Consider the following 24,605-nt stretch of genomic DNA (forward strand, 5'->3'; position numbering starts at 1 on the left):
TGGGCGCACGCCTCACCGGATGCGGCTACGTGAGCACATCGCTACTATGGGTCAGCTATCCAGAGGGAAGGGGCCGTACCCGCGTGCGAAGTCCCGTCATCCGAACCACGCCTACGTCCAGGCCAGGCCGATGCGCGCCACTTGTGGCCGCTCGGCTGCACCGGCTTATCCGACGGCTGGTGCTGATCGCGGTTGCCGCCGGGGCCGGTTTCGTCGTGGCCGCCCTGTTCCAGGGGCCGGCCGCCGCCGACGGGCTGCGCGACGGCTCTGGTGACGAGCCCCATCGCATAGTCGGCGGTCTGGTCGATTCGGTCGCGCAGCTCACGGTCACCGAGCGCCCCCGCGACGTCCGCCAGAGACCCTCGGGTGCCGACGACAGTCGCCGCGACGGGCTCCGCGCCCCGCTGGCAGAGCCCATCCGTGGCGTCGTCGCCCCCCGCGAGAAGCCACCCCCGACGGACCTTCGACGGTCAACGGGTGCGCCGAGAGTCACCGCGTCCGTTCCGGTCCGCGCGGCGGAGCGCGAGAGGCTCCGGCCGGCCTCAGTGGCCCGAGCGGCTCATCGGCCAGTTCGCCATGTCGAACTGGCGCCGCCCGCCGCCGACGCACCGCGACAGCCAGCCACCCCCGCCCCGCACGTGGTGCGCACGACGACCGTCTCGCCGGTGGTGGGCCTGATCGCCGCTCCGCTGCCATCCGTCGTCGACATCGTCAACGCGGTGCCGATCCGGCCCGTCATCAGGGCGCTCCTCTGTGTCGCCGATGCCGTACCCCCACCCGTCGCACGCCCGGTGACCGTGCCGGCAGCGACACCTCCGCTGCCGGCACCCCCAGCGCTCACGCCGGTGACAGGCCCGGCTCCCGCAGCGGCGGTGGCGGCGCTACCGGCGGTTCCTGCCCCGGCCGCCGTACGCACCGCGGCACCACCCAGCGCGCCGCAGCGGATGTCCGTCGTCGGCCCCGCGGGTGCCGCGTTCTCGACGGGGCACCTCACCGCGCACCCATCACCTGTGGACGCGGGCGGGTTGCTGTCGGGTCAGCCCGTAGCGCCCGCCGACCAGGATGCCGCCGGGGTCGACACTGGATCGACCCCCAGCCCGGGGCTGGCCCGGCCGCTCGAGAGGCAGTCGCACGTCGATGCCGGGCCGCCCGCCGATCTCGTGCCGCTCCTGGTCGAGAGTCGAACCCTCTCTCCGATCACCCGCCCCGGCTGAGGCCTGCCGACCGACCCCGGTGAATGGTGCCCGCAGTCTGTTTCACCGCTGGCCGGTCGATTCGTGTCCGCGCCCGTCCGCCGTGACGGTGCCGCGGGCCGATGCCTATCTGTCTGTAGCACACGACCGCCCCGATCAACCCGTGGATGTTCCGGGATCGGTGGCCGTCGTGACGCGTACCGGAGATCGGAGAAGACGTGGTGATCCACGTTGTCGTCGCCGAGGACATGGGTTTGCTCCGCGGGGCGCTCTGCGCCGCGCTGTCACGTGAGGAGGACATGGAGGTGGTCGCCGACGTCGAGGGTGTCGGCGAACTGTTGACGGTGGTCCGGCGGTGCCGACCGCAGGTGGTGGTGCTGGCACTGACACCGGAGCTGCCCGACCCGGTGGAGGCGGTCGCCCGCATCGACGTCGAGGCGCCGCACGCCGCCGTGCTGGCGATGAGCCCACGGTGGAGCCCGGCGCTGGTGGAGGCGGCGCTGGCAGCCGGCGCGCGCGGCCTGGTCGGGAAGGACAGCTCGCTGGCCGAGTTGGTGCGCGCGATCCGCGCGCTCGCCGCCGGGGAGCGAGCGATCGACCCCGCCGCGGCGATCGCGGTCCTGAGCCCTTCGGAGATGCCGTTGACGCCTCGGGAGATGGACGTGCTGCGGATGGCGGCCGAGGGCCTGCCGCTGAAGGAGATCGCCGGCCGCCTTTATCTGGCACACGGGACGGTGCGCAATCACCTGTCGGTGATTCTGCGCAAGACCGGGGCTCGCAACCGGTTGGAGGCGGTGTCGCACGCGCGGCGTAACGGCTGGTTGTAGCCGTCGGGGGGTGGGTCCGGAGGCAACGTCCGGACCCACCCGTCGCCGTGCGACCCCACCGGATGCGTGTTTGAATGTTGACGTACCGTGATCATTGTCGGAGTGCGGGAAGGTTCATCGTGATCCGTACCCTGCTCGCCTTGGACGGCGCCCTGGTTCTGGGCGCGCTGTCGCTCGTCCTCGCCGCCGAGGACGACATTCGCGTCGTGGCGGAGGTGGATCGCGGCGACGAGGTCTCCGCGGCCGTCCGCGCGCAAAGCCCCGACGTGGTGGTGGCCGACCTCGACTTCGTCGAGGGAGTCGATCCCGACCGTCTCGGCCGGTGTCCCGTCCTGGTGCTGGCGCACCCGCAACGAGCGCGACGGTTGCGAGGCATGTTGTGCCCGACCAGGGCGGTCGGCATCCTGCGCAGTGACGCCACCCCCGAGCGGGTCATCGAAGGGATCCGCCGGCTCGCCCGCCGGGAGCCCGTGCTCGACGCGGATCTCGTGGTCGCCGCGCTGCACTCGGACGGCCCACTGACCAGCCGTGAGACGGAGGTGTTGAGGCTGACGGCCGCAGGTGCACCGGTCGCGGAGGTGGCGGTGTCGCTCGGGCTCACCCGTGGCACCGTCCGCAACCATCTCGGTCGGATCGCCCGCAAGGTGGGCGCGCGTACCCGGGTGGAGGCCGTGCGGATAGCCGGCGAGGCGGGCTGGATCTGACCGGCGCCGTCGGAGCGGTCGTGCGGGGTTCAGCCCGGCGGCGCCGACGCCGCCGGGGACGGCACCACCGGGTCGTCCCAGCAGCCGACGAGCATTCGGTAGGTGGCCGAGCGGGTCATCAACTGTTCGTGCGTCCCCGCCAGCGGCTCGTCGCCGTCGAGGACCAGCACCCGTCCGGCCCGCAACGCGGAGCTGATCCGGTGCGCGATCACCACGAGGGTGCCGGGCCGCCGTGCGAAGGCAGCCTCGACCGTCGCTTCCAGCGCCGGGTCCAGGTGGCAGGTCGCCTCGTCGAGGACCACCAGCGGGGCGGGTGCCAGCCAGGCCCGGACCGCCGCGATGAGCTGCCGCTCGCCGGCGGAGAGCAGGGCCGGCGCGACCGGCGCGTCCAGGCCGCCCAGGCGGGTCGCCAGGGGACGCCCGCCGAGCGTGTCGAGGGCGACCTCCAGCGTGTCGTCGTCGGCGTCCGGCCGGAGGTAGCGGAGGTTGTCGGCGAGACTACCGGTGAAGACGTACGCCTCCTGGGGCACCAGCACTCGCATCCGGGCGAGGACGGCCGGCTCGATCTCGGCGACCCTCGTGCCGGCCAGGTGGACCGTGCCTGCCTGCGGCGGCACCAGCCCGGCCATCAGGGAGGCCAGTGTGGACTTGCCCGCACCGCTCGGGCCGACCACGGCGAGATGATCCCGGTCGGCCAGTGTCAGCGAGAAGTTCCGCAGGACGGGCCGGGCGCGCGGGCCGTAGCCGAAGGTCAGTCCCCGTACCTCGACGGCTGCCGGACGATCGGCGGAAGCTGCGGGTGGTCGGCAGCGGGGCATCCGGGCGGTGAGGGCTGACGGGCGCGGGTCGTCGGAGACCGGACAGGTGCGGAGGATGTTCTCCAGGGTGACCGCGTAGCGCAGCCCGCCTCCGCCGAGGCCCTGCACCAGGGTGTGCAGGGCGGGTTGCAGTCCGGTGGAGACGTAGATCAGCGCGCCCAGCACCGCGCCGGCGGTGAGACCACGCTCGACCAGCCACGGGGCGGTCACCATCAGCACCAGCAGTGGCAGCCAGCCGCCGATGCCGAGGCTGAGGCTGCGGATCGCCGCCATCCGGGCGAGCATGCGTTCGGCGGCGGCCTGCGCCGACACCCAGCGTTCCACCTCGGCCGACACGCGTGTCTGGGCGCCGCAGGCCAGCACGTCACGGTGAGCGGCCAGTGCGGTCGCCGCAGACTGGCCGAGCTGTTCACCGGCCCGGACGTAGGCGCGCTGGTGCGTGACCATCGACGGCAGCGCGGCGAGGAACACGATCAGACCGGCGACCAGCGGGGCGAACGCCAGCGCCGCCACCACCGGCGCCAGCGCGAGCAGGCCGAGCAGGGCCGCGCCAGCGGAGAAGAGGAAGCCGCGGGTCACCATCAGCAGACCGGCGAAAGTGTCGCGGACGATCTCCATCTGGTGGGTCAGCCGGGCCACGGCGGCGCTGTCCGGGCGACCACCCGCTCTGGTGGCGTCGCGGAGCGCACCCCGGATCACCTGGGCGGCCACCTCGTCGCGGAACGGCTCGACCACGGCGCCGAGGCTCTGGTACGTCCGGCCGGTGGCCGCCGCGCCGACCAGCACGGCCACGGCGAGGACCCCCAACCAGGCCAGGCCGGTGAGGAGACGTCCGGCCAGAAAACCCTCGTCGACGGCGCGGGCGACCAGATAGCCGGCGAGCAGCGCGGGCAGCGACTCGACAAGCGACCAGCCGCCGAGCCCGGCGAGTTCCCACCGACGGGCCAGCAGCGCCCGCCAGGTCACCCGGCGTACGCCGGGACGGCTCACGACCCACCGCCGGCCGGCTGGAAGACGGCACGGTAGTCCGGGTCGGCCCACAGTTGCCGGTGCGGTGCCAGGCCGCGCAGCCGACCGCCGTCCAGCCAGGCGACGAGGTCGGCCGCCGCGGCCGCCGCGGTCCGGTAGGTGACCACCAGTCGGGTACGCCCCCCGGCGCGCCCGAGAACCGCCTCGGTGATCCGGTGTTCGGTCGCGGTGTCGAGACTGGACATGGCGTCGTCCAGGATGAGCAGCCGTTCGGCGGCGAACGCGCGGGCCAGGCCGAGGCGTTGGGTCTCGCCCCCGGAGAGCGGTGTGTCCACCAGCGGGGTGCGGTAACCGCCGGGCAGACGCTCGATCACGTCGGCGACCGCCGCCATCCGGGCCGCCCGCAGAACCGCCGGCGTGGCGGGGCTTTCGTCGGCCGGCGGCACCGCCGAGTCGACCGGCAGCGCCAAGCCGATCGCGTCGTGGACGGTCACGCCGATCAGCACCGGCCGGTCGAAGGCGTAGCCGACGGCCCGGCGCAGCGCCACCGCGTCGAGGTCCCGCAGCGGCACCCCGTCGAGGCGCACCTCACCGCGGTCGGGGTCGTACAGGCGTCCCGCGACGGCAGCCAGGGTCGACTTGCCGGCACCGGACGCTCCGACGACAGCCACTGTCGCGCCGGCCGGCACGTCCAGGTCGACGCCGTCCAGGACGGGTCGCCCGTCGTCGGCATGGACGCACACCCCACGCAGTCGCAGGGCGCCACCGCCGGGTGGAAGGGGCCGATCGCCCACCGGCGTGGTGGGCTGTGTCAGCAGCTCGGCGACCCGGTGTGCTCCCGCGCGGCTGCGGACCAGGTGGCTCAGGGTGGCGAGCACCGCACCGAGCCCGGCGCCCATGGCCGCGTACCGGACCGCGGCGACCAGTTCACCCGGTGTGAGCCAGCCTGCGGTCAGGGCGTACCCGCCGACCGCGATGACGCTCAGGTTCAGCAGCGGCGCCACGGCCGAGGTGCGCGCACTCGCCCGGGCCAGCAGTCCCCAGGTACGCCGGCCGTGCCGGTTCAGCTCGGGTAGGGCCGCCAGCACCCGGTCCTCCTCGCGGCGCATGGTGCCGGCAGCGGCGATGGTCCGGGCACCGGTCAGCGACTCCAACAGCCGGCCGGCGATGCTGCCGAGGACCCGTTGGTACCCGGCGGTCGCGGTCGAGGCGTCGGCCACGAAGGCGCGCATGAGGACGGCGAGCAGGCCGAGACCGGCGAGCAGGGTGACTCCGAGGACCGGTTCCATGATGGCGAGCGCGACGACGCTGCCGAGCGGTGGAAGCACTGCCACGATGGCCAGGACCACCGCGTTGCCGGCTTGTCCCGCGTCGGCGGCCTGGCCGACCAGTCGGCCGACGAGGTCACCCACCGGGTACCGGCGGGTGGCGCGGACGTCCACGGCGAACAGGTGACGCAGGAGACGCCGGCGCAGCCCGGCGGTGGCGCGCGCCGCACCGAACCCGCTGGTCAGGTCCGTCAGGGTGTCGACGCAGATGAGGACGACGACAAGGGCGCCGGCGGCCACCGCCCACCAGGCGGAGCCGCCGTCGAGGGCGGCGTCGACGGCGCGGCCGAGGACCGCGGGGAGCAACAGTTCGGCGGCCGCGCCGAGCAGCGCGACCGCCGCGAGTGCGGCCGTCCAGCCGCCGCCCGCCAGGACCGTCTGCCGCAGCAGCCTGTCCCCCGCGGCGAACGTCGGCATCGGTCCTCCCGTTGGTACACGGATGCCCTGGGTGGGCACGTCTACCCACCCAGGGCCCCACGTGTGCGTGGATCAGTTGCAGGTCGTGACGGAGAGCGAGCTGTCGCCGCAGAGCAGCAGGCTCGCCCGGCTACCACCACCGGTACGGTCGGCCGGAGCCATCTCCAGGCCCTGGAGGTCCAGAAGCGCCATGTCGTTCACCTCCCTTCCATCCGTTCGCCGATCGGGTCGCCCCCGCTGTCGCGAGGGAGTCTGTCCGCGCCCGGCAGGGGCGCGAGAAAGGGCAGCGCCGGCGGCTGGTCGTGCCGCGCGCTGGCCAGCGCGTACAGCACGCCGGCGGTGCCGGTGCCGAAGTCCATGGAGAGGCGCAGCAACTGCTCACCGGGGAAGGCGGTCCCCTCCCGGTACGGCAGCGCGTGCCAGGCCAGCCGGTCCACCTGCGCGTGAAGTTCGCGGCGGTCGGCGGCGTCGGTCGAGGCGGCGAGGTAGGCGATGATGCCGGCCCGGCCGGCGAAGAGGCCGGACTGCGCGTAGAACGGTGAGCGCGCCGCGCGGCGGACTCCCGCGCTCGCCTCGGCGAACTGCTCGTCGGCCCGGTGGCGCAGGTACTGGTCGAGGACCAGCCCGATCCCGACACTGCCGTGCGCCAGGTAGGGCATGGTGCGCCAGCCCTCATTGACCTCCAGGGCACCGTCCGGGCGCAGCACACACCGGCGCAGATCCTGACGCAGCGCCGTGGCGGCGTGCCCCAGCAACTCGTCGTCGCCGCTGAGCTCGTAGAACCGCAACAGCATCAGCGCCGGTCCGGTCCGGCCGCGCAGCAGCCCCGCGTACGGGTTTCGTCCGCCGCTGACGTCCGGGCCCGGGTCGTCGGCCAGCTGCCCGATCACACGCTCGGCGGCCCGCCACGCGGCGTCGTGCAGCGACACCTCCCCGGTACGCGCGGCCATCTCGGCCAGGTTGAGCGCGATCCCGGACAGTCCGCTGGCCAGGCTGTGGTCGAGCCCGTCGACGGGTTCCCGCAGGCAGATGTCGACAACGTCCAGCGCGTCCTGCCGGCGTCCGAGGTGAGCGAGGGCGTAGGCGACGCCATGCAGCCCGTCGTAGAAGCCGCAGCGGGTGCCGGACGGGGGCGATGTCGCCCGCCGCACCAGCCACTCTTCGTGCTCGGGCCACCGTCCGGCGCCGCTCTTGTCGAGCGCGTGCAGCACTCCTGCCGCCCCGTGGGCGAGGTTGAGGCCGCCGCTGCGGAACTGCTCGATGTCACCGGGGAAGAGCCGGTCGTCGCGCTCGGGGGTGGCGCTGGCCAGGATCGCGGTCGTCAACCGGTCCCGCGACGTGCGCCAGTCGTCGGCGCCGAGATCCCCTCGGTCCGCGGTGACAAGCGGCTCACCGGTGATCTCCTCGACCGCCGGGTCGAGGAAGGACCTCGGCACTGGGAAGTTCGCGGCGATGATGTCGGCCAGGTGGGTCACCTTCGCCGGGGCGAGCCGGACGAGCTGGGTCAGTGGCAGGAACAGCGCCAACCGCAGGCACGCCAGGGCGTACCGGTCGACCGCGGGTCCGCTGCGGTCCCTCGGGGCCGCGAAGCCCTGGTTGCGCAGCCCGGGTCGGCGGTGCCCGGCGATCGGGGCGGCCACCTCGAAGTCGACCAGGGCGACCCGGTCGTCCGGCCGAATCATGATGTTGAACAGGTGCAGGTCCCCGTAGACCAGGCCGCGTTCGTGGATCGCCGCCACCACGGATTCGACCTGCTCGTAGGTCTGGCGGGCCCACCGGGCGTACTCCGCCCGGTCTCCGTCGGTCGCGTCGGCGTCGATCAGCGGGTAGCGGTCGACCAGCACCTTGTTCAGCGGTCGGCCCTCGATGAACTCGAGCGCGAGGAACCGGTGCTCGCCGAGGACGAACTCGTCGTGCACCCGAGGCACCTGCGGCAGGTCGGCGAGTTTCCGCAGGGCCTGCGCCTCACGGGCCAGCCGGGCGACGGCATCGGTGCCGTCGGCGTCCAGGCCGGCATGCGGCCGGGCCTCCTTGAGCACCACCTCGGTGTCGGTGCGCAGGTCCCTGCCCACGTACAACCCGCCGCCGTTCGAGAAGTGGATCACCCGTTCGATCCGGTACGGCACCTCGTTGGTGCTGGTGTCGTTGCGGGCGGCCAGGTGCGGGCCGAGGAAGTCGGGCAGCGTGACCCAGGTGGGTACGTGGAAGACGGGCTCGCGGCGGTCCGGCACCAGCGTGCCGGAGTCGTCCTCGATCGCCGGCACCACCTGGCCGTCGGGTGAGTGGCAGTAGCGGGCGGCGAAGCCGCCGTAGCGCACGTGGACCGGGCCGGCGCCGTAGCGGAGGTCACTGAGGATGTACGGTCCGGTCTCGCCGGTCAGCAGCTCGTCGAGCTCTTTGCAGGTCAGCTCCAGCTCCGCGTCGTCGCGCGGATAGACAGTGACGAACTTGCCGCTGGCGGCCCGGGCCGCGTACTTGGAGTTGCGCAGCAGCAGCGTGCGCGGCCCGCGCAGGAACTTGAAGGACAGGCCGCGGGGGACGCAGTAGTTCCAGACCGCGTCCAGCACCCGCTCGGCGTTCGTCAGACCCGCCGACACATGAATCTTCCAGCCCTGCTGCGGCAGCGAGCCGCCGTCCGGCGCGTAGATCAGCCAGTCGTCGAGTGGCTCACGGCGCCAGCCGGTCGGAACCGGTCGTTCGGCGGCCGGGAAGACGGGCTGCGCGACGGCGCTGCCGAGCGAGTCGTAGAACAACCGATCCGCGGCGCAGTAGCTGTCGTAGCGTTCGTCCACCGTCTCGCCGCCTCTCGAACTCGGCCGGCTGTTGTTCCGGCGTCGAATCGAGTCTCATCGACGGGACGTGGTGGGCTCCAGTGCGCTTAGTCACGACGTTCGATGCGGTGCGCACAGGCACTCATGACATTAGTCAGGTCCGCCCGCCGTAGACGGCGGCGCCCATCGGCTTGTCGACGTCGAGGTCCGTCACCGCGGCGACCCGGGCGATCATCATGTACTGCCCGATCACCATCAGGAGCTCGACCACCTCGCGCGGGGAGAGCAGCCCGGTCAGCGCGGTGGTGGTGTCGTCGGGCGGGCGGACGTCACGGACGACGTCGGTCGTGAAGCGCAGGACGATCCGTTGCTCTGACGTGAAACAGTCGTCCCCGATCTCGTCGCGCCCGAGCGCGTGGATCATCTCGTCCGTGGCGCCGACGGAGCGGGCGATGGGCTCGTGCTGAACCCACTCGTATGTCACGTTGCTCAACTGAGCGACTCGCAGGATCGCGATTTCGCGGAGCAGTGGGTCGAGGGCCAGGTCGTTGAGCAGCGTGCCGCCCCAGCGCATCCAGTCTGGAAACGCCGTCTCGGCGTGGGCCATGACGCGGAAGAAGCCCAGAGGAAGCGCGGCCTGCAGCGTCTCGCGGACCGGCGCCGGGGCGTCGGCGGGGTTCACGTACGGCAAGCGGCTCATGTTTCCCCTTGTAAGTAGCGAATCGGGTCAAACCGACCATATCTAACCCCGATTGCGCCCGCTGCGGTTCCGTTCCGGGAACCCGGCGGCGGTGCGGCGATGAGCACCCGCGCGAGGAGGGGTGCGGGTGGCCGGCCGAACCCCCGCTGACGCTCGTCGATGTTGCGAAGCCGATCCAGACGTGTTGGAATGGCTCATATCGCCGCAGCGCGGGGGCAACCGCGCTGGGAACGGCCAGCACGGGAGCATCGCAGCGCCGGCAGCGCGCCGCCTCGGCGGACGCTTGCCTGGCGAATCGCCGGGCCACCTCTACGACGACGGGCGCTTTGCCGGGCAACCATTCTCGCCCGCCGTAGGTAACCCCTGGCACGTGTCCCCACGGCTGACGCGCTCGACGCCTGACCCGCCGGGGGCGTCCGATTCGGCCTGCCAGCACCAGAACCGGCGACGAGGTGAGAAGCAACAATGATTTCCCGAGAGAACTTCGCGGGTTGGTACCGAAACCGCTTCGTGTGGGTAGCGGTGATCCTGCTGGTGGTGTCGGCCGGCGCTGTCGTACTGGTCAACCGGGCCGACCCGGAGGCGAAGCCGGCGGATCTGCAGTCGCAGATCATCGCCCGGATGCGCACCACGCTTGAGAAGGCGGACCCGGGGCAGCACAACCACGCCGGCCACGGGGCCCAGCAGGCGGCCACCGCGGAGAAGGCGGCAGTGATCTGCGGGGTCCGCGTCTACGGTTACGAGCCGACCGGGGCCACCGCGCTCGCCGACGTGCAGACCGTCTACGGCTTCCACCTCTGCGGGGTCGCCGAGAAGCAGCGCCCCTGGGACGTGGCGGTCAAACTGGCCGGCCCGGTGATCATGGACGTGTCCACCACGCCTCCGGGCATCCAGGTGGTCGAGGCGACCGCCGACGTCATGTTCATCGACCGACTGCGGCAGATGTTCCCGCCCAAGTACGCCGAACCGGCGACCAGGGAAGCGCTGACCGAGTCGGAGATGGCCGACCTTCGGCGTCGGTACGACGCCGCAGCCGGCCTCTGACCACGCTAGGCGGCCGGTGGCGTGGACGTATCCCGCACCCGGATCCGAACCGGGCGGCTGCGGACACCCCGGTCAGCTCGATCCACATCCGACCATAGATAGATAAGCATTGATATCTAAGTCGATAGATGCAACAGTTGGTTTGGGAGCGTTCCCATACAGAGTTGCAGTCCCGAAGAGCGGAGGATGAACAGTGCGTTCACTCAAGTCCGATCGATCCGGCGGACGATCCCGGTCACCAGTCCGTCGGTCCCTGCGAGCATTCGTCATGGTGTTCGCCATCGTGGCCGGCATGCTGCCCTTCACCGGGGCAGCCCAGGCCCACGGCACGATCATCAACCCGATGAGCCGCGCCTACCAGTGCTGGAAGGCGTGGGGCAACCAGCACATGAACCCCGCCATGCAGCAGCAGGACCCCATGTGTTGGCGGGCGTTCCAGGCCAACCCCGACACCATGTGGAACTGGATGAGCCAGTTGCGCGACGGCCTCGGCGGCCAGTACCAGGCTCGCACCCCGGACGGCCAGCTGTGCAGCAACGCCCTGTCCAGGAACGACAGCGTGAACCAGCCGGGGGCGTGGAAGACGACCACCGTCAGCCGCAACCTCACGGTCCAGCTGTACGACCAGGCCAGCCACGGCGCTGACTACTTCCAGGTCTACGTCACCAAGCAGGGGTTCAACCCGTCCACCCAGAAGCTCGGATGGGGCAACCTCGACCTGATCACGACGACCGGGCGCTACGCGCCGGCGCAGAACATCTCGTTCAACGTCTCGCTCCCGTCACGCAGCGGGAACCACATCCTGTTCGTGCTCTGGCGGGCATCGCACCTGGACCAGACCTACATGTGGTGCAGCGACATCAACGTCACCTGATCGGGACGGCCGAAGCAACAGAGTTGATCCGGCTCAGGGCGCCAGCGCCCTGAGCCGGATTGCTTTCCGGCCGTGTCGGGTGTGGTTGGTCGCCGCACGTCGACTGCACCGTGCAGAAGGTGCGAAAGTTGAAGGAAAGGCTGAATCCCGACAGATGCTGCGGATCGCCTCTACATAGGCTCTGAGCAGGGAATTTATCCCTGCACCGTCGCCGGAAACGGCGTCGGATTCCGCCGAGGAGTCCGACGGTGCATCTGATCAAGGAAGTGCCCCTCATGCACCGTACGCATCGCCGGGAGCTGCTCGCAGCCGTCACAATGATCGTCGTCAGCATCGGGATCACCGCGACGCCAGTCACCGCCGCCCCACCAGACCACCGCACAGCAGCGAGCATCCCGGCTCGCGGCCTGCCCTCGTTGGGCACTGGGACCTGCACCCTGCTGTGGGACCTGCTGAACGCCGGAGGCCAAAACGGGCTCGTCGCCATCGGTCTCACCGACGGTCAGCACCTGATCAAGTTCGCCGCCAACCGCCCCGCCCTGGCCTGCACCATCGGCCCGGTCGACCTGCCCGGCAGCGAAGCGCTCGTCGGCATCGACTTTCGCGTCCAGGACGGAAGCCTCTACGGCGTCGGCAACAACGGCGGCATCTACGCGCTGAACACGCGCACCGCGGCGGCCACGAAGATCAGCCAATTGACCGTCGCGCTGAGCGGCACGTCGTTCGGCGTCGATTTCAACCCCGCCGCCGACCGACTCCGGATCATCAGCGACACCGGGCAGAACCTGCGCCACAACATCAACCCCGGCGGCACAACCCTTGTCGACGGCCCTCTCACCTACCCGCCCAGCACCGCCGCCGTCGGTGTCACCGGTGCGGCGTACACCAACAACGACCTGAACCCCGCCACCGCCACCACCCTGTTCGACATCGACACCACCCTCGACCAGGTTGTCCTGCAATCCCCCGCCAACTCGGGGCAACTGGCCGCCACCGGCGCACTGGGGGTGAACGCGAACCTCCACGCAGGCTTCGACATCCACAGCCCGCTCAGTGGAGACCGCGCCGTGGCCAACAACGCCTACGCCGTCCTCAACGGCATCGGCGGCTCCCGGCTGTACCGGGTCGACCTCCTCACCGGCGCGGCTCAGACGACAGGCGTGTTCAACGGGCACGTGGTCCTCGACCTCGCCCTGCTCCTGCGGCAGTGACCATCGGGTGGGGTGCCGGGCCGCACCCCACCCACACTCGTCCACCCTCAGGTTCGCACCGCCTCGTCGACCCGTGCGACCGGCAACCGCCGCGTCAGTCGAGGCGGATGCTTGCCAGTGCCAGGCGTTGGAGCGGCTCGGTCTCGTTCCACTGGCTGTCCTGAGTGATCCAGGACAGGCTGTAAGCGCGGGCCCTGCTCTCGTTGATCAGCAGCCGGCGGACGTGCAGCCGCGTGCCGCCGGCCTGGTCGCAGGTGTACTCCCACTCCGCCGCGCCGCCCGGGCGGATGACCGGCCCAATACTGATCCTCTGGTAGCCGGCCAGCGCCCCGGTGGTCACCGCGTCGCGCTCGGCGGCCTCCCACCGCTTCGACGGTACGGAGGAAGCTGTCGCGGCGGGGTCGACGGCGATGGCCCGCACCTCGGCGGGATCGCGGAAGCACACCAGTGGACCCTCGGTGTGCCGGCTCCATCCCTCGGGCACCGCCAGCAGAAATCCGGCGGGGTCCTGGTGCCACGCCCACCCGTCCGGCAGGGCGTACGGCAGCGGTGCGCCAGGCGCTCGCAGAGGCTCGGCCTCGCTGGAGTCGGCGTCCCCCAGGCAGGGGTGGGCCGGCGGTGCCGGCGCGGTCGATTCCACCACGCCGGCGGCCGCACCGCCTGGTTCGGCCGCCGAAAGGCTGTCCTGGCCACGCCAGCCGCCGATCACGGCACCGGTTGCCGTGACGACGACGGCCGCGACCGCCAGCAGGCCCACCACGGCACCGGCGAACGCCCAGCCGGTCGTCCGATCGCGGGAGGTGGGTGTCAAGACCGGAATGACCATTGTGGTGATCGCGTCCGCGACGGGCGGCACCGTCGGCGTGACGGCCCCGGGTCGCCGGCGTGACCTGGCGCGCACACGTGGCCAACGGCCCGCCCGCGCCACCGGCGCGGGCGTCGCCGCGGCCACCTGCTCCAGCTGGTCGCGGGCCTCCCGCGCGGAGAGGCGTTGGCGGGGGTTGCGCAGCAGGAGACCGGTGATCGCAGGTTCGAGCGGCAGGACGGTCATCCGGTCCGGCGCCTCGGTGGCCAGGGCGGCAAGCATGGCCAGGGTCGATGGCCGGCTCCACGGCGGACGGCCCTCCGCAGCCAGGTAGAGCGTCGCGCCGAGGGCCCACAGGTCGGTCGCGGGGGTGGCCCTACCGTCGCGGGCACGTTCCGGTGCGGTGTACTGGACCGTCGACAGGCTCCCCGCGGTGACGGTCGCGGGATCCCGGGAGTCGAAGATCGACAGACCGAATCCACCGAGCATGACCCGCCCGTCGTCGGCGAACAGCACGTTCTGCGGCCGGACCTCCCGATGCGTCACTCCCCTCGCGTGGGCGGCACCCAGTGCCGCGATCAGGTGCAGGCCGACCCGCGCCACCTCGGCCGGCGCCAGCGGACCGTCGCTGACAACCACCTCGGACAGGGACCGGGAGGGCACGTGCTCCATGACGAGCCACAGATACCCGTCGGTGCTCAGCACGTCCCACATCGCGACCACGCCGGGATGATCCAGACCGGCCAGGCCGCGTACCTCCCCGAGCGTTCTGTCCCGCAGCCGCGACCGCTCCGCGTCGCTCACCCAACCCGGGAGGGTGATCTGCTTGAGCGCGACGTGCCGATCAAGCACCTCGTCGCGTGCCAGCCAGACGCGTCCCGAGGACGTGGTGTCCCCAATCAGCAGAAGCCTGCGGTACCGGCCGGCGAGCAGCTCGTCATCCATGCGGGTGATTCGGAGCGGTCCGCCGTCCGGATGGGTCAGGTGACCTCAGCTCAGCGCCACCGTACCCAGGATCTGAGTGGGGGCGACGGAACCACCGACGGGCTCGTTGGACACCCCGAACGTGCCCGCCTCGGCGACCGGGCCGATGACAGTGGTAGCCGCCCTGTCCCCCTCGGCGAGCTGTCCCACCTTGCGGGGCTCACTCCCCCGGATGAGCCAGAGCTCATAGATCCGCCCGGCACCGGGCGCGGGCAGGTCGCGCAGCAGCACCACACCGCGGTCACGGTCACGGGAGACCACCACTGTGGCGGCACCACCGGGCGGCAGCGACCGCTCGAACACCCGGGCGTCCGGGGCGTCCAGGACGGCGGCGATCTGCCGGGCCTGGTCGCTGCTGGCCTGCTCCTCGCTGATCCGATCGTTGCTGACGGTCCAGGTGACCGCGCTCGCGCCACCGGCGACGAGGACGGCTGCGGCGGCGGCCACCGTGAGCTGTCGCCACCTGCCAGCCTGCCGTCCGCCGCTGGCACCCGCGGAGCTGACGCGCAGTTGCGGGGTCCGGGCCGCCTGAGCGAGGGTCCGCTCCCGCAGACCCGGCGGGGTCGCCTCGATGACGGCGTCGTCGGCGAGGCGCGCAACGGTCTCCCGCAACTCGGCCACCTCGACGCGGCACGGCTCGCACTCGGCCAGGTGCCGCTCGAACGCAGCCCGCTCAACGTCGTCGACCGCGTCCAGGACGTACGCACCAGCGAGGGTGTGAACATCGGCGCTCATGCCCGTCCCTCCATCTCGATGCCCAGGCAGTCGCGCATCCGGATGAGTCCGTCGCGCATCCGCGTCTTCACCGTCGGCAGCGGCGTCTGCAACTTCTCGGCGACCTCTCGGTAGGTGTGACCGCCGTAGAAGGCCAGGGTCACCGACTCCCGCTGCACCGGCGTCAACCGGCCCAGGCACCGGCGGACCTGCTCCCGCTCCAACCGGGCGCTGACATCCTCGACCACCTCGTCGTAGGGGACGTGTGTCTCGGTAGCGGCGACCCGAAGAGCACGGTCGGTGTGGGCCTGTTCGGAGCGCACCCGGTCCACCGCGCGGCGGTGCGCCATGGTCAGGATCCACGCCGAGGCGGAACCCCGGCCGGCGTCGAAGCGGCCGGCGGTGCGCCACACCTCGACCATCACCTCCTGAGTCACCTCCTCCGCCTGCGCCGGATCGCGGACGACCCGCCGGGCCAGCCCGAGGACCCTGCCCGCCACGGCGTCGTACAGCATGGCGAACGCCGCCTCGTCGCCCCGCGCGACCCGCGTCAGCAACTCGTCGGCGTTCGGTGGGGTCGCGGTGTCCGGCGGCACCGCTCGCAACCGCCGCCCCTGTTCCGGGTCGCCGCTCATTCTCGGCATGTCCTCTCCCTGTGCTGTCGACGGCTCGGTGTGCCGCCGCACTCGTGTCTAGGCGGGACGAGCGTGGGCGAGGCGCGCGTAGACGATGACATTGTCGCGGTAGTGCTGGGTGGTGTCGTCGAACTCGCCGCCGCAGGTGATCAGGCGTAACGCGGCATGGTCGGTCGCCCCGTACACCTCGGCGGTGGGGAAGCGGTCCTTGGGATGCTGCTCGACCCTGGTGACGGTGAACATCGCGGTGCTGCCATCCTGACGATCGACGGTGATCCCGGCGCCGACAGGTAGCTTGCCCAGGTCGAAGAACGTCCCGCGGCGGCCCTTCCAGTTGACGTGCCCGGCCAGCACGGCCGGGCCGAGAGCGCCGGGCGTCGGCGCCTTGGTGAACCAGCCCACGTCGGTGGCGCTGTCCGGAACCTGCATCGCGCCGTCCGACTGCAGACCGAGCGCGACGATGGCGGCGGTGGCCTTCAGCGACGGGATCGACACCCGCGTCGGCGGTGAATCGGCCATCAGCGGTCCCGAGGTCAACTCGCCCGGCCCGCTCGCCGGGACAGGAGACGCATTGGCGGCTGGTGCCGCAGCGGACGTGTCGGGTCCGGGTGGGTCGCCGCCCCGCTTGGCGACTGCAACACCGATCGTCAGGACCGCCGTCACGGTGAGGATGCCGGCCGCCGCCAGGAGCGCGTGACGCCCCCGGCGACGGCCGGCCGGCGCTGGTTCGCCACCGGTGCCCATCATGATCGCCGTCGGCTCAGCGCTCGCCGGCGGGCCGGCGACGCGCGACGACCGCACCGGCGGCGCCGAGCAACGCGAGACCACCCACGGCGTAGATCATCATCGGCGATCCGCCGGAGGTGCTGCCATCTCCGGTGGCGACACCCCCCGCGGGTACGGAGCCGGCGGCCGCGCCGCTGACCATGCCGCAGGTGGCGGGGTCGGTGGCCTCGGCGGGGATGCCGTTGACGCCGACGGACTTGGCGAACGTCGACTCGCCGAGCGCTTCCATGTCGTACTTGCCGTTCTTGTTGGCGTCGATGCCGTGCTGCACGAGGTGCAGGTCCTTCAGGTGCGCGATAGTGCCCTGGGGCAGGTCCCCGGCGGGGATGGTGCGCTCGTAACTGAGGTTGCCCTTCGCGTCGGCCGTCGGCATCCGATCCACCGCCAGGCCGCTGGCCTTGGTCGTGTCCCCGGTGGTGGTCAACGAGATGAAGATGTCCCCGTACATCTTGAGGCCCTCCTCGGTGCTGACGAAGCCGTTGCCGTTGGCGTCGGCGGACTTGTCCGGGCAGTGGAAGTCCATGCCGTTCGCCGCGCCGTGCACGTGCTGGGCGTGTGGCGAGTTCGGCGTCATGCCCTTCGACCGGATCATGACCTTCAGGTCACCGCCGCTCGTGGCGGTCAACGTCGCGGTTCCGGTGGCACCGGTCTCGTTGAGATCCTGCAGCTGGACCTGCACGCTCTCGTCGGCGTACGCGACCCCCGGAAACGCGAGGACCAGGGCGGCTGCGGGCACGGTGAGCAGGGCTCGGGACAATCTCACAACAAATCTCCGTCTCCGCCTGGGTACGGCGTCGATGCTCAGGTGCTGTCGTGAGGGATTCGTCGCCTCCGGTCCACCGGATTGGTCCCGGCCCGGATTCTTTTCCCGGCCCCCGACGACGAACCGTCGGACGCACCAGTTTCAGGTGATGGTCACTGTCGTGCTGTGCCAGCCGGTCGCGCCATCCGGGAAGGGCGCGGCCCGTTGATCGGTCTGGGTCGCGCCGGTGGCATCGGTGGCTCGCACGCGCAGGGTGTGGCTGCCAGGGCTGGCGTCCCAGCGGTAGGTCCACTGCCGCCACAGGTCCGCTGAGGGGCCGTCGGCGAGGCGGGCCTGCCGCCACGGCCCGTCGTCGATCTGCACCTCGACGGCCGTGATCCCGCGACGTTGCGCCCAGGCGACACCGGCGATCATGACGGGACCGGCGCGCCGTTGGGCGAAGGGTTTCGGGGTGTCGATGCGGGATGCGGTCTTCACGGGCGCCTCGGCGGCCCACCCGCGCTGTACCCAGTAGGGATCGAACGCGTCGAACGTGGTCACCTGCATGGAGGTGAGCCACTTGCAGGCCCCGACATAGCCGTAGAGGCCGGGGACGAGCATGCGGACGGGAAAGCCGTGCTCCAGGGGCAGGGGTTCGCCGTTCATGGCCACGGCCAACAGCGCGTCGCGACCGTCGAGGATCGCCTGAAGCGGGGTGCCGATGGTCATGCCCTCCACGGAACGGCTGACGAGCTGATCCTGCCCGGCGTGGATGCCGGCCTCGCGTAGCAGCGGCGCCAGGGGGATCCCCGTCCAACGGGCGGTGCCGATGTAGGGGCCGCCGACCTCGTTGGAGACGCAGTTGAGGGTGATGTCGCGCTCCACCACGCCGCGGGCGAGGAGCTCGTCGAATGTCCAGGTACGGGGCCGATCGACCGCTCCACTCAGGGTCAGCCGCCAGGTTTCCACGTCGACCTGCGGGACGGTGAGGGCGGTGTCGACCCGGTAGAAGTCCCGGTTGGGGGTGAGGAACGCCGAGACGCCGTCCACGCCAGCGGAGACGCCCCCGGGCAGCGGCGGCGCGGGTTGCGTGGGCGGCGGTATGCGAACGGCCGCGCGGGAACGGGCACCTGCGGCTCTGCCGCGACCGACAGTCTGGCCGATGGTCGCCGTGGCGCCGGCGGTGAGCGCTGCTCCCGCCGCCGTGGCCAGAAACTGGCGGCGGTTGAGCAGCCGCGGCCGACCCGAGCCAGGAACCGGGAGCGTCCGAGCGGCGTGTGCCACCACCAGCATCGCGGCCATCCCGATTCCGGCCCCCGCCAGTACCGGCAGGACGTCCACGAGTGTCGCCGTCGGGCGGGACAGGGCGGCGGCGACACCGACGGCAGCGAACGCGGCAAGGCCCGCCAGACCGTGACGGCGTCGTCGTAACGTCGCCGCGCCGAGCAGGACCGCGCTCAGCGCCAACACTGTGTAGACCCCGGCGAGGAGGGCGACCTTGTCGTTGGTGCCGAAGGTGCGGATGGCGAATGCCTTGACCGGTTGCGGTGCCAGATCCACAGCGGCACTACCGACTGTCAGCACCGGGTCGGCGGCCGGATCGACCAGCGCCGCGACGAGGTGGGCCACGCCGAGGGCGACCCCGGCGCTCAGCACGCCGACGACGAGGCCGCGGGTGGCTGTCATGATTCGGGACGGCCCCGGCCGGCGGTTTGCCGGCCGGGGCTCGACGGGGATGGACACCCTCAGCTCTTGGGCATCAGGACGCTGTCAACGATGTACACGGTGGCGTTGGCCGTCGAGACGTTCCCGCAGACCACCATCGAGGTGCCGTTGACGGTGAACGACGTGCCACTACCGGTCACCGTGACGTCGTCGCCCTGCATCGTCTTGTGGGTGCCGGCCAGGGTGTCCGGGGACAACTGGGTCGGCACCACGTGGTAGGTGAGGATCTTCTTCAGCATGGCGTCGTCGGCCAGGACCTTGTCCAGGTCGGCCTTCGGGATCTTGGCGAAAGCGTCGTTGGTCGGCGCGAACACCGTCACGCCCTGCGCGCCGTTGAGCGAGTCCACCAGGTTGGCCTGCTTCACGGCCGTGACCAGCGTCGACAACAGTGGGTTACCGGACGCGGCGGTGGCCACCGGCACCTTCGCCATCGCCTCGAAACTGCCCGGGTTGGACGAATCGGTCGGCACGGCCGCGCACCCTGAGCCGAACTGACCCGACATCATCGTCGACGGCGAAGCCGAGGCCATCGGCGCGCTGGCCGACGTACTCGGCGTGCCGCTGGCGGTGTCCTCGCCGTCGGTTCCGCCGCAGGCGGACAGGGCCAGCACGGCGATCACGCCGACCGTGGCAAACAGGCGCCGCTTCATACGAACTCCTCAGATGCTTGTACTCGATTGCTGCTGTCATGAGGCATTCGAGGCCGACCCGCAGACGGATGGGTACAAGATCGGGAATTGTGTGCTGCCGGCGATGACAGGCGCCTACCCGGCAGGTCGACCGACCCACTGTCGGCCGGAGCGGACCCGGGCCTACCCCGGTGACAGCCCGTCGTGGGCAGTGGCGGCGCGTAGCTCCTTGAGCACGTACGTGGCGGCCTTCTCGACGACGCGGATGCCCTCCTTCTGGCTCACGTGATGGTCGGAGAGCACGGCGATCAGCCAGTCATGATCGGCCTCGACGATCCGACCGATGCTGTTGACCAGCCAGCGGCCCCCGTCGACATCAGCGGTGTCCCAGCCGTTCTTGACGTACTCGGAACGACCGCCCGGCTCCCGCGCGGCAGTGACTCCCCACCGCTGCTCGGGGATCACCTTCTTCATGAGACCCATGATGAAGGTGCGGTCCTGCGGGGTCAGCGGTCCCGTCGGCGACGTCAGCGCGGTCAGCAGACGAAGCTGGTCGGCGACCGTGGTCGTGGTGAGTCCCCAGTGCGAGTTGGGCTTCGTCTCACGCAGGCCGAGCTCGCGGTTCGCGGCGTTGAGCCCGCGCGAGCCCTCGATCCGCTGCCACAGGGCCACCGCCGCATCGTTGTCACTGGACACGATCATGGCCTCGGCCAACCGCCGGGTGCCAGAACTCAGGGCCTTGCCCGGCGGGTTCTGGCGCAGCAGGAAAGCCGCGAGGATGTTGACCTTGACGATGCTGGCGGTCTCGAACCGTCTGGCGCCGACCGTCACCGAAGCCGTTCCCTGCCGATCCAGTGCCGCGACCGCCAGGTGGCCGTCGTACCGCTCCACGTAGGCCTTGATGCGCGTTCTCGCCTGGCCGATCCAGTCGATGGCCGGCGTCGTGGGGATGGGGCTGGCCGGGGAGGAACCGTGCGATGGTCCGGCTCCGTCGCCGTCGGTGCCACGCGTGGCACCGAAGGCGGCCGTCGCAACGCCGGCCAGCGACATGGTGGCCGCGGAGAGGACCCAGCGTCGCGACAGCTGGCGCCCTGTCCGCTCAGCCAAGGCGGGCCACCACCCTGGCCGCGATCGAGTCCACCACGGCCTGGCTGCCCGGATCGGGCAGGCGGACCGTCGAGACCGTCTCGCCTCGTCTCACCATCACGAAGTACGTGACGGTGCTCGGGGTGTCCGCATGCGCGATACGACCTCGAATGAGCATCCCGGCGCCCTTCAGATAATGCGGATCCACGACGTCGAACGAGACCTGCGATCCGAGGACCGGGTAGCTCGCACACCGCAGGAGGACCTGACGGACGTCATCGACGTTGCGCTCGGCCCATCCAGGTTCGTACGTCTCCACGACGTGGTGGGCCGGCGACGAGCCGTCAGACAGCCGGTAGTAGCGCTCCACGGCAGCGCGCCGATGCGACTTGGCCAGGTAGTCGCTGCTCCGGTAGTTGGGGCAGCTGTCCTGCTCCCACGGCCAGGACGCCAGACCGGTTCGCGCGTCGTCCTCGTGCCAGTCCGCTCCCAGATCGCCCGCCCCCAGCAGCAGACCCGGGTCGCCCCGTTCCGCGTTCACGGTGTGCAGCTCGTCGGAGCCGACACCGGCCTCCCCCCGATGGCACCCTGCGGCCATCACCAACAGCGCCGACAGGACCACCGGCACGACCGCGACCGAACCTCTGCCTCTGCCGCGAATCCGGCCTCGGCTCGTCCTGCTGCTCGATACGGACACCGAAAACCTCCCCAAACGCAGATACCTGCCACCACACGTGGCGCTTCGGCCGGCGACGCGTGGCGGCATCTTCGTCGCCACCCCGGCGGTGCCGGCCGACGGTCCGACCACACCGGGATCCGCCACGCCCCGCCCGCAGACGGGACCTGTCAATGGCGTTCCTCGGCGAACAGCTCGGATCGGGTCTCGCCGAGCAGCTCGCGCAGCCGGTTGAGGGAGCGCATGCTCTGGCTCTTGACGACGGCGATGGAGACGCCCACAACCTCGGCAGTCGCCTCCACGCTCAGGTCGTCCCAGTAGCGCAGGACGATGATCGCCCGGTCCCGCAACGGCAGGGTGGCGACAGCGTCCAGCAACGTCATGCGCAGCTCAGCCGGATGTTCCTCGCCCCGCTCCGGCGGCGCCGACATCGCCAACTCGCGGCTGGAACGACGTCGCCGCTGGTCGAGCATGCAGCGCAGCAGTATCTTGCGGGCGTACGCGTGGGGATCGTCGGCCCGGCGGACCCGCCTCCAGTTGGCGTACACCTTGGCCAGCGTCGTCTGGGTGAGGTCCTGGGCGAGATGCCAGTCGCGGCACATCAGGAAGGCGGCGTCGCGCAGCCGGCCGGCGGCCGCCTGCGCGAACTCCACGAAGTCTTCGTCAGCCATTCGACCGGGCCAACTTGGGGAACCTCTTGGCACCGTTGATGACGTACTCGGCCGGCAGTTGCGTCCCCCAGGCCGGGTTGGCGGCGATCTCGATCGCCTCCTTCAGGGAGAGAACGGCCGGTGCCGGAACGGTTCCCTTGGGGTCCCAGACCAGACAGGTAGCGATCATGAGATCGACCTGGAGGCCGCCGCCGTGGTGCACGGTGATCATCTGGCTCTGCACGCAGTTGCCGGGTACCTCGGTCAGCTCCACCGTCCCCGGGCGAGGGTCGCCGCCAAGGCGGTCCCGGTAGATGGAGAGCCGCAGCATGCCCGGTCCGTCGCCGCGGTCGAGGTGAAGCTGGACGAACGGCATGCCGGGGCCCGCCCCGCTGCTCTCAAGATTCGCGTACCCGCTGGTCTTCCCCGGGGGCAGCAGCCGCATCAGCAGTTCCAGGGCGCCCTGCGGTGTGGTGGTCGCCAGCTCACCGTCCGGCCCCGCCCCGATCCTCACGGTGTCGATCACAGTGGTGAAGGGAATCGGCTGCACTGACCGAGCGGGGTTCTCTTCGGTGCCCGGCTCGAACCCGCCACCTGGGGAATCGGCCGGGGACGGCGAGCCGGTGTCGACCGACCCGCCCGGCAGAACCAGGTTCGGCCCGCCGGGCTGACCGGTGTCATCCGCTCCGATGCCGAGCGGACCGGCGGCCAGGCCGATCACTAGCAGCATCGCCAACGCCGAACCGCCGGCGCAGAACTGCGCCAGGCGACGCCGGCGGCGCAGTCGGCGGCCCTGCACCACCGCCTGCTGGACCAGGTCACCCAGTGGCGGGGCGGGGTGTCGGGCCAGGTCGTCCCTGAAACGCCCATGCACGTCGCCCATGTCCTTGTTCCTCCTCGGCCGACCGCCCGCAGTGGCGATCCGTCATTGACCTGACGGATTGGCACGCCGATTTGGTTACCGGATTTCGACGGGAATTTTCAGCCACCCGCGTCGGCGGAGCGCAGCGTTCCGGTGCGTGTACGGCCACCTCCGTAGCGTCACGCTCCGCTTGCCGGAAGCGTTGCTGCGGGCGGTTCGAGCAGCTGAGGCTGCTGGCGACCTTGTCCAACTGCCGCAGTGGCGACACTGTCGGGTGAGGCACAATCCGTAGAGCATCCTAGGAGGTTAGGTCGACGCTCGTCGGCGATCCGGCCTGCGATTGACCTTCATCGAGCCAGGTCCATAGGATGGCCATCGATGAGGATCGCGAGTTGGAGTCGCGCCACACCAGCCGAGGCAGCAGAGCTGGCAGCACTCTTCCAGCGCGCCGAGGCGGTCGGCCCGGTCGGCATGGAGCAGCGCACTGAGGACGTCCGGAACCGACTGGCCACTCTCGGGCCGGACAGCGCCGGACGCACCCGGGTCGGCCGCGACGACACCGGCAGCGTCGCCGCGTACGGCGAGGTCGCCGACATGGGAACAGCGGACGACGTGCTCCGCATTCGCCTGACCAACGTGTTTCATCCCGACGTCGCGGACGACGTCCGCGCAGAGCTGCACCACTGGCTCATCGACCAGGCGAAGCAGGTGCGGGACGACCGGGGGTCGGCACAGGCCGTCCTCGGTATCCGGTCTGCTGAGAACGACCCGGCCGGCCGCGAGCTGCTGATCCGTGGCGGCTTCGCGCTGGTCCGGCACGAGCGGGACCTCGTCCTGGCGGTGCCTGACGAGCCGCCGGCTCCCGCGCTGCCGCCCGGTCTGGTGCTGACACCTGTCGACGAGCGCTACGACGAACTCGCCCGGTTGGCCCACAATGAGGCCTACGCCGACAGCCCCGCAGCGGTTCGACCAGACCAGCGCACCTGGCCCCAGCACGCGACCGGGCATCCGCGGTTCCTGCCCGACCTCTCCTGCCTGGTGCTCGCCGATGCCGACCGAGGCGACAACCCGGTGGCCGCCTTCCTCTTCGCGCTCGCCGACGGCAGCACGGACACGCCGACGGCGATTCTGCACTGCCTGGGCACCCGAGCGCCCTGGCGCCGTAATGGTCTGGCCACAGCGATGATCTCGCGGGTCCTGCACCGCGCGCACTCGGCCGGCTTTCGACAGCTACGACTCAAGGTCACCGACAGCAATCACAGCGCTCTGGCGCTCTACCGGAAGCTGGGTTTCGTGGAGTCGGGGCAAGGGTTCGCGGTGCTGATGCGCCAGCTCAACCCCGAGGCCGACGAGCAGCCGTAAGCCCGACTTCCGCTCTGCGCCGGGCACGCAGCAGGTTCCGTGATCCGCCACAGCGCGCGTGGAGCCCGCCGATGCGGCCGTCCAGCGTGTCGA

At 71.1% G+C, this 24,605-nt stretch carries 23 protein-coding genes; 7 read left to right on the forward strand and 16 right to left on the reverse strand.

The window, feature by feature from the left end:
• Positions 1-179 precede the first annotated feature (179 nt).
• The 3 genes from ABZU43_RS11280 (at position 180) to ABZU43_RS11290 (ending at position 2,724) form a co-directional block, all read left to right on the forward strand.
• Positions 180-1,214 (forward strand): hypothetical protein, encoded by a 1,035-nt coding sequence (locus ABZU43_RS11280; RefSeq protein ID WP_355006383.1) that lies wholly within the window; start codon positions 180-182, stop codon positions 1,212-1,214.
• A 197-nt stretch (positions 1,215-1,411) separates the two neighbouring features.
• Positions 1,412-2,020, forward strand: a complete 609-nt coding sequence (locus tag ABZU43_RS11285; RefSeq protein ID WP_355006384.1) for a response regulator transcription factor — start codon at positions 1,412-1,414, stop codon at positions 2,018-2,020.
• Positions 2,021-2,139: 119 nt separating this feature from the next.
• The gene (locus ABZU43_RS11290) at positions 2,140-2,724 is read left to right on the forward strand and encodes a response regulator transcription factor (RefSeq protein WP_355006385.1); all 585 of its coding nucleotides are present in this window, start codon (positions 2,140-2,142) and stop codon (positions 2,722-2,724) included.
• Positions 2,725-2,753: 29 nt separating this feature from the next.
• Here ABZU43_RS11290 and ABZU43_RS11295 read toward each other — a convergent pair whose 3' ends face one another.
• The 5 genes from ABZU43_RS11295 to ABZU43_RS11315 form a co-directional block, all read right to left on the reverse strand.
• The gene (locus ABZU43_RS11295; protein WP_355006386.1) at positions 2,754-4,532 is read right to left on the reverse strand and encodes an ABC transporter ATP-binding protein; all 1,779 of its coding nucleotides are present in this window, start codon (positions 4,530-4,532) and stop codon (positions 2,754-2,756) included.
• Entirely contained in the window at positions 4,529-6,256 is a 1,728-nt protein-coding gene (locus ABZU43_RS11300; RefSeq protein ID WP_355006387.1) for an ABC transporter ATP-binding protein, read from the reverse strand. The genes ABZU43_RS11295 and ABZU43_RS11300 overlap by 4 nt, the downstream gene beginning before the upstream one ends.
• Before the next feature lie 72 nt (positions 6,257-6,328).
• Positions 6,329-6,448 (reverse strand): SapB/AmfS family lanthipeptide, encoded by a 120-nt coding sequence (locus ABZU43_RS11305; protein ID WP_013734295.1) that lies wholly within the window; start codon positions 6,446-6,448, stop codon positions 6,329-6,331.
• Positions 6,449-6,453: 5 nt separating this feature from the next.
• The gene (gene lanKC, locus ABZU43_RS11310; RefSeq protein ID WP_355006388.1) at positions 6,454-9,048 is read right to left on the reverse strand and encodes a class III lanthionine synthetase LanKC; all 2,595 of its coding nucleotides are present in this window, start codon (positions 9,046-9,048) and stop codon (positions 6,454-6,456) included.
• A 133-nt stretch (positions 9,049-9,181) separates the two neighbouring features.
• Positions 9,182-9,727, reverse strand: a complete 546-nt coding sequence (locus ABZU43_RS11315; protein ID WP_355006389.1) for a carboxymuconolactone decarboxylase family protein — start codon at positions 9,725-9,727, stop codon at positions 9,182-9,184.
• A gap of 465 nt (positions 9,728-10,192) precedes the next feature.
• On the opposite strand from ABZU43_RS11315, the gene ABZU43_RS11320 reads away from it, so the two are divergent.
• The 3 genes from ABZU43_RS11320 to ABZU43_RS11330 all read left to right on the forward strand — a co-directional run bounded on the left by ABZU43_RS11320 (position 10,193) and on the right by ABZU43_RS11330 (position 12,856).
• Entirely contained in the window at positions 10,193-10,771 is a 579-nt protein-coding gene (locus ABZU43_RS11320) for a hypothetical protein (RefSeq protein WP_355006390.1), read from the forward strand.
• Between the two features lie 268 nt (positions 10,772-11,039).
• A complete protein-coding gene (locus ABZU43_RS11325) occupies positions 11,040-11,645 on the forward strand; it encodes a lytic polysaccharide monooxygenase (RefSeq protein ID WP_238680842.1) in 606 nt (201 codons plus the stop codon).
• Positions 11,646-11,920: 275 nt separating this feature from the next.
• Positions 11,921-12,856: a DUF4394 domain-containing protein gene (locus ABZU43_RS11330; protein WP_355006391.1), complete on the forward strand. Its 936-nt coding sequence runs from the start codon at positions 11,921-11,923 to the stop codon at positions 12,854-12,856.
• A 94-nt stretch (positions 12,857-12,950) separates the two neighbouring features.
• Here ABZU43_RS11330 and ABZU43_RS11335 read toward each other — a convergent pair whose 3' ends face one another.
• The 11 genes from ABZU43_RS11335 to ABZU43_RS11385 form a co-directional block, all read right to left on the reverse strand.
• Positions 12,951-14,606 (reverse strand): serine/threonine-protein kinase, encoded by a 1,656-nt coding sequence (locus ABZU43_RS11335; protein WP_355006392.1) that lies wholly within the window; start codon positions 14,604-14,606, stop codon positions 12,951-12,953.
• Between the two features lie 45 nt (positions 14,607-14,651).
• Complete coding sequence (locus tag ABZU43_RS11340) at positions 14,652-15,380, reverse strand: anti-sigma factor (protein WP_355006393.1); 729 nt, start codon at positions 15,378-15,380, stop codon at positions 14,652-14,654.
• Positions 15,377-16,003, reverse strand: a complete 627-nt coding sequence (locus ABZU43_RS11345) for a sigma-70 family RNA polymerase sigma factor (RefSeq protein WP_355006394.1) — start codon at positions 16,001-16,003, stop codon at positions 15,377-15,379. The genes ABZU43_RS11340 and ABZU43_RS11345 overlap by 4 nt, the downstream gene beginning before the upstream one ends.
• A 48-nt stretch (positions 16,004-16,051) precedes the next feature.
• Positions 16,052-16,513: a class F sortase gene (locus tag ABZU43_RS11350; RefSeq protein WP_355006395.1), complete on the reverse strand. Its 462-nt coding sequence runs from the start codon at positions 16,511-16,513 to the stop codon at positions 16,052-16,054.
• Positions 16,514-16,754: 241 nt separating this feature from the next.
• Entirely contained in the window at positions 16,755-17,543 is a 789-nt protein-coding gene (locus ABZU43_RS11355; RefSeq protein ID WP_355006396.1) for a hypothetical protein, read from the reverse strand.
• A 141-nt stretch (positions 17,544-17,684) separates the two neighbouring features.
• The gene (locus ABZU43_RS11360; protein ID WP_355006397.1) at positions 17,685-19,208 is read right to left on the reverse strand and encodes a molybdopterin-dependent oxidoreductase; all 1,524 of its coding nucleotides are present in this window, start codon (positions 19,206-19,208) and stop codon (positions 17,685-17,687) included.
• Between the two features lie 59 nt (positions 19,209-19,267).
• Positions 19,268-19,897: a fasciclin domain-containing protein gene (locus ABZU43_RS11365; RefSeq protein ID WP_355006398.1), complete on the reverse strand. Its 630-nt coding sequence runs from the start codon at positions 19,895-19,897 to the stop codon at positions 19,268-19,270.
• A gap of 162 nt (positions 19,898-20,059) precedes the next feature.
• Positions 20,060-20,983 (reverse strand): serine hydrolase, encoded by a 924-nt coding sequence (locus ABZU43_RS11370; protein ID WP_355006399.1) that lies wholly within the window; start codon positions 20,981-20,983, stop codon positions 20,060-20,062.
• Positions 20,976-21,590: a hypothetical protein gene (locus ABZU43_RS11375; RefSeq protein ID WP_355006400.1), complete on the reverse strand. Its 615-nt coding sequence runs from the start codon at positions 21,588-21,590 to the stop codon at positions 20,976-20,978. Before ABZU43_RS11375 ends, ABZU43_RS11370 begins: the two co-directional genes overlap by 8 nt.
• A 218-nt stretch (positions 21,591-21,808) precedes the next feature.
• Positions 21,809-22,309, reverse strand: coding sequence for a SigE family RNA polymerase sigma factor (locus ABZU43_RS11380; protein ID WP_355006401.1), 501 nt, complete (start codon positions 22,307-22,309; stop codon positions 21,809-21,811).
• Positions 22,302-23,171: a hypothetical protein gene (locus ABZU43_RS11385; RefSeq protein ID WP_355006402.1), complete on the reverse strand. Its 870-nt coding sequence runs from the start codon at positions 23,169-23,171 to the stop codon at positions 22,302-22,304. The genes ABZU43_RS11380 and ABZU43_RS11385 overlap by 8 nt, the downstream gene beginning before the upstream one ends.
• 357 nt (positions 23,172-23,528) lie before the next feature.
• On the opposite strand from ABZU43_RS11385, the gene ABZU43_RS11390 reads away from it, so the two are divergent.
• Positions 23,529-24,512 carry a GNAT family N-acetyltransferase gene (locus tag ABZU43_RS11390; protein WP_355006403.1) on the forward strand — a complete coding sequence of 328 codons (984 nt, stop codon included), beginning with the start codon at positions 23,529-23,531 and terminating at the stop codon, positions 24,510-24,512.
• Positions 24,513-24,605 lie beyond the last annotated feature (93 nt).

It is taken from the genome of Micromonospora sp. NPDC005205, assembly GCF_040608275.1.
Classification (GTDB): Bacteria; Actinomycetota; Actinomycetes; order Mycobacteriales; family Micromonosporaceae; genus Micromonospora.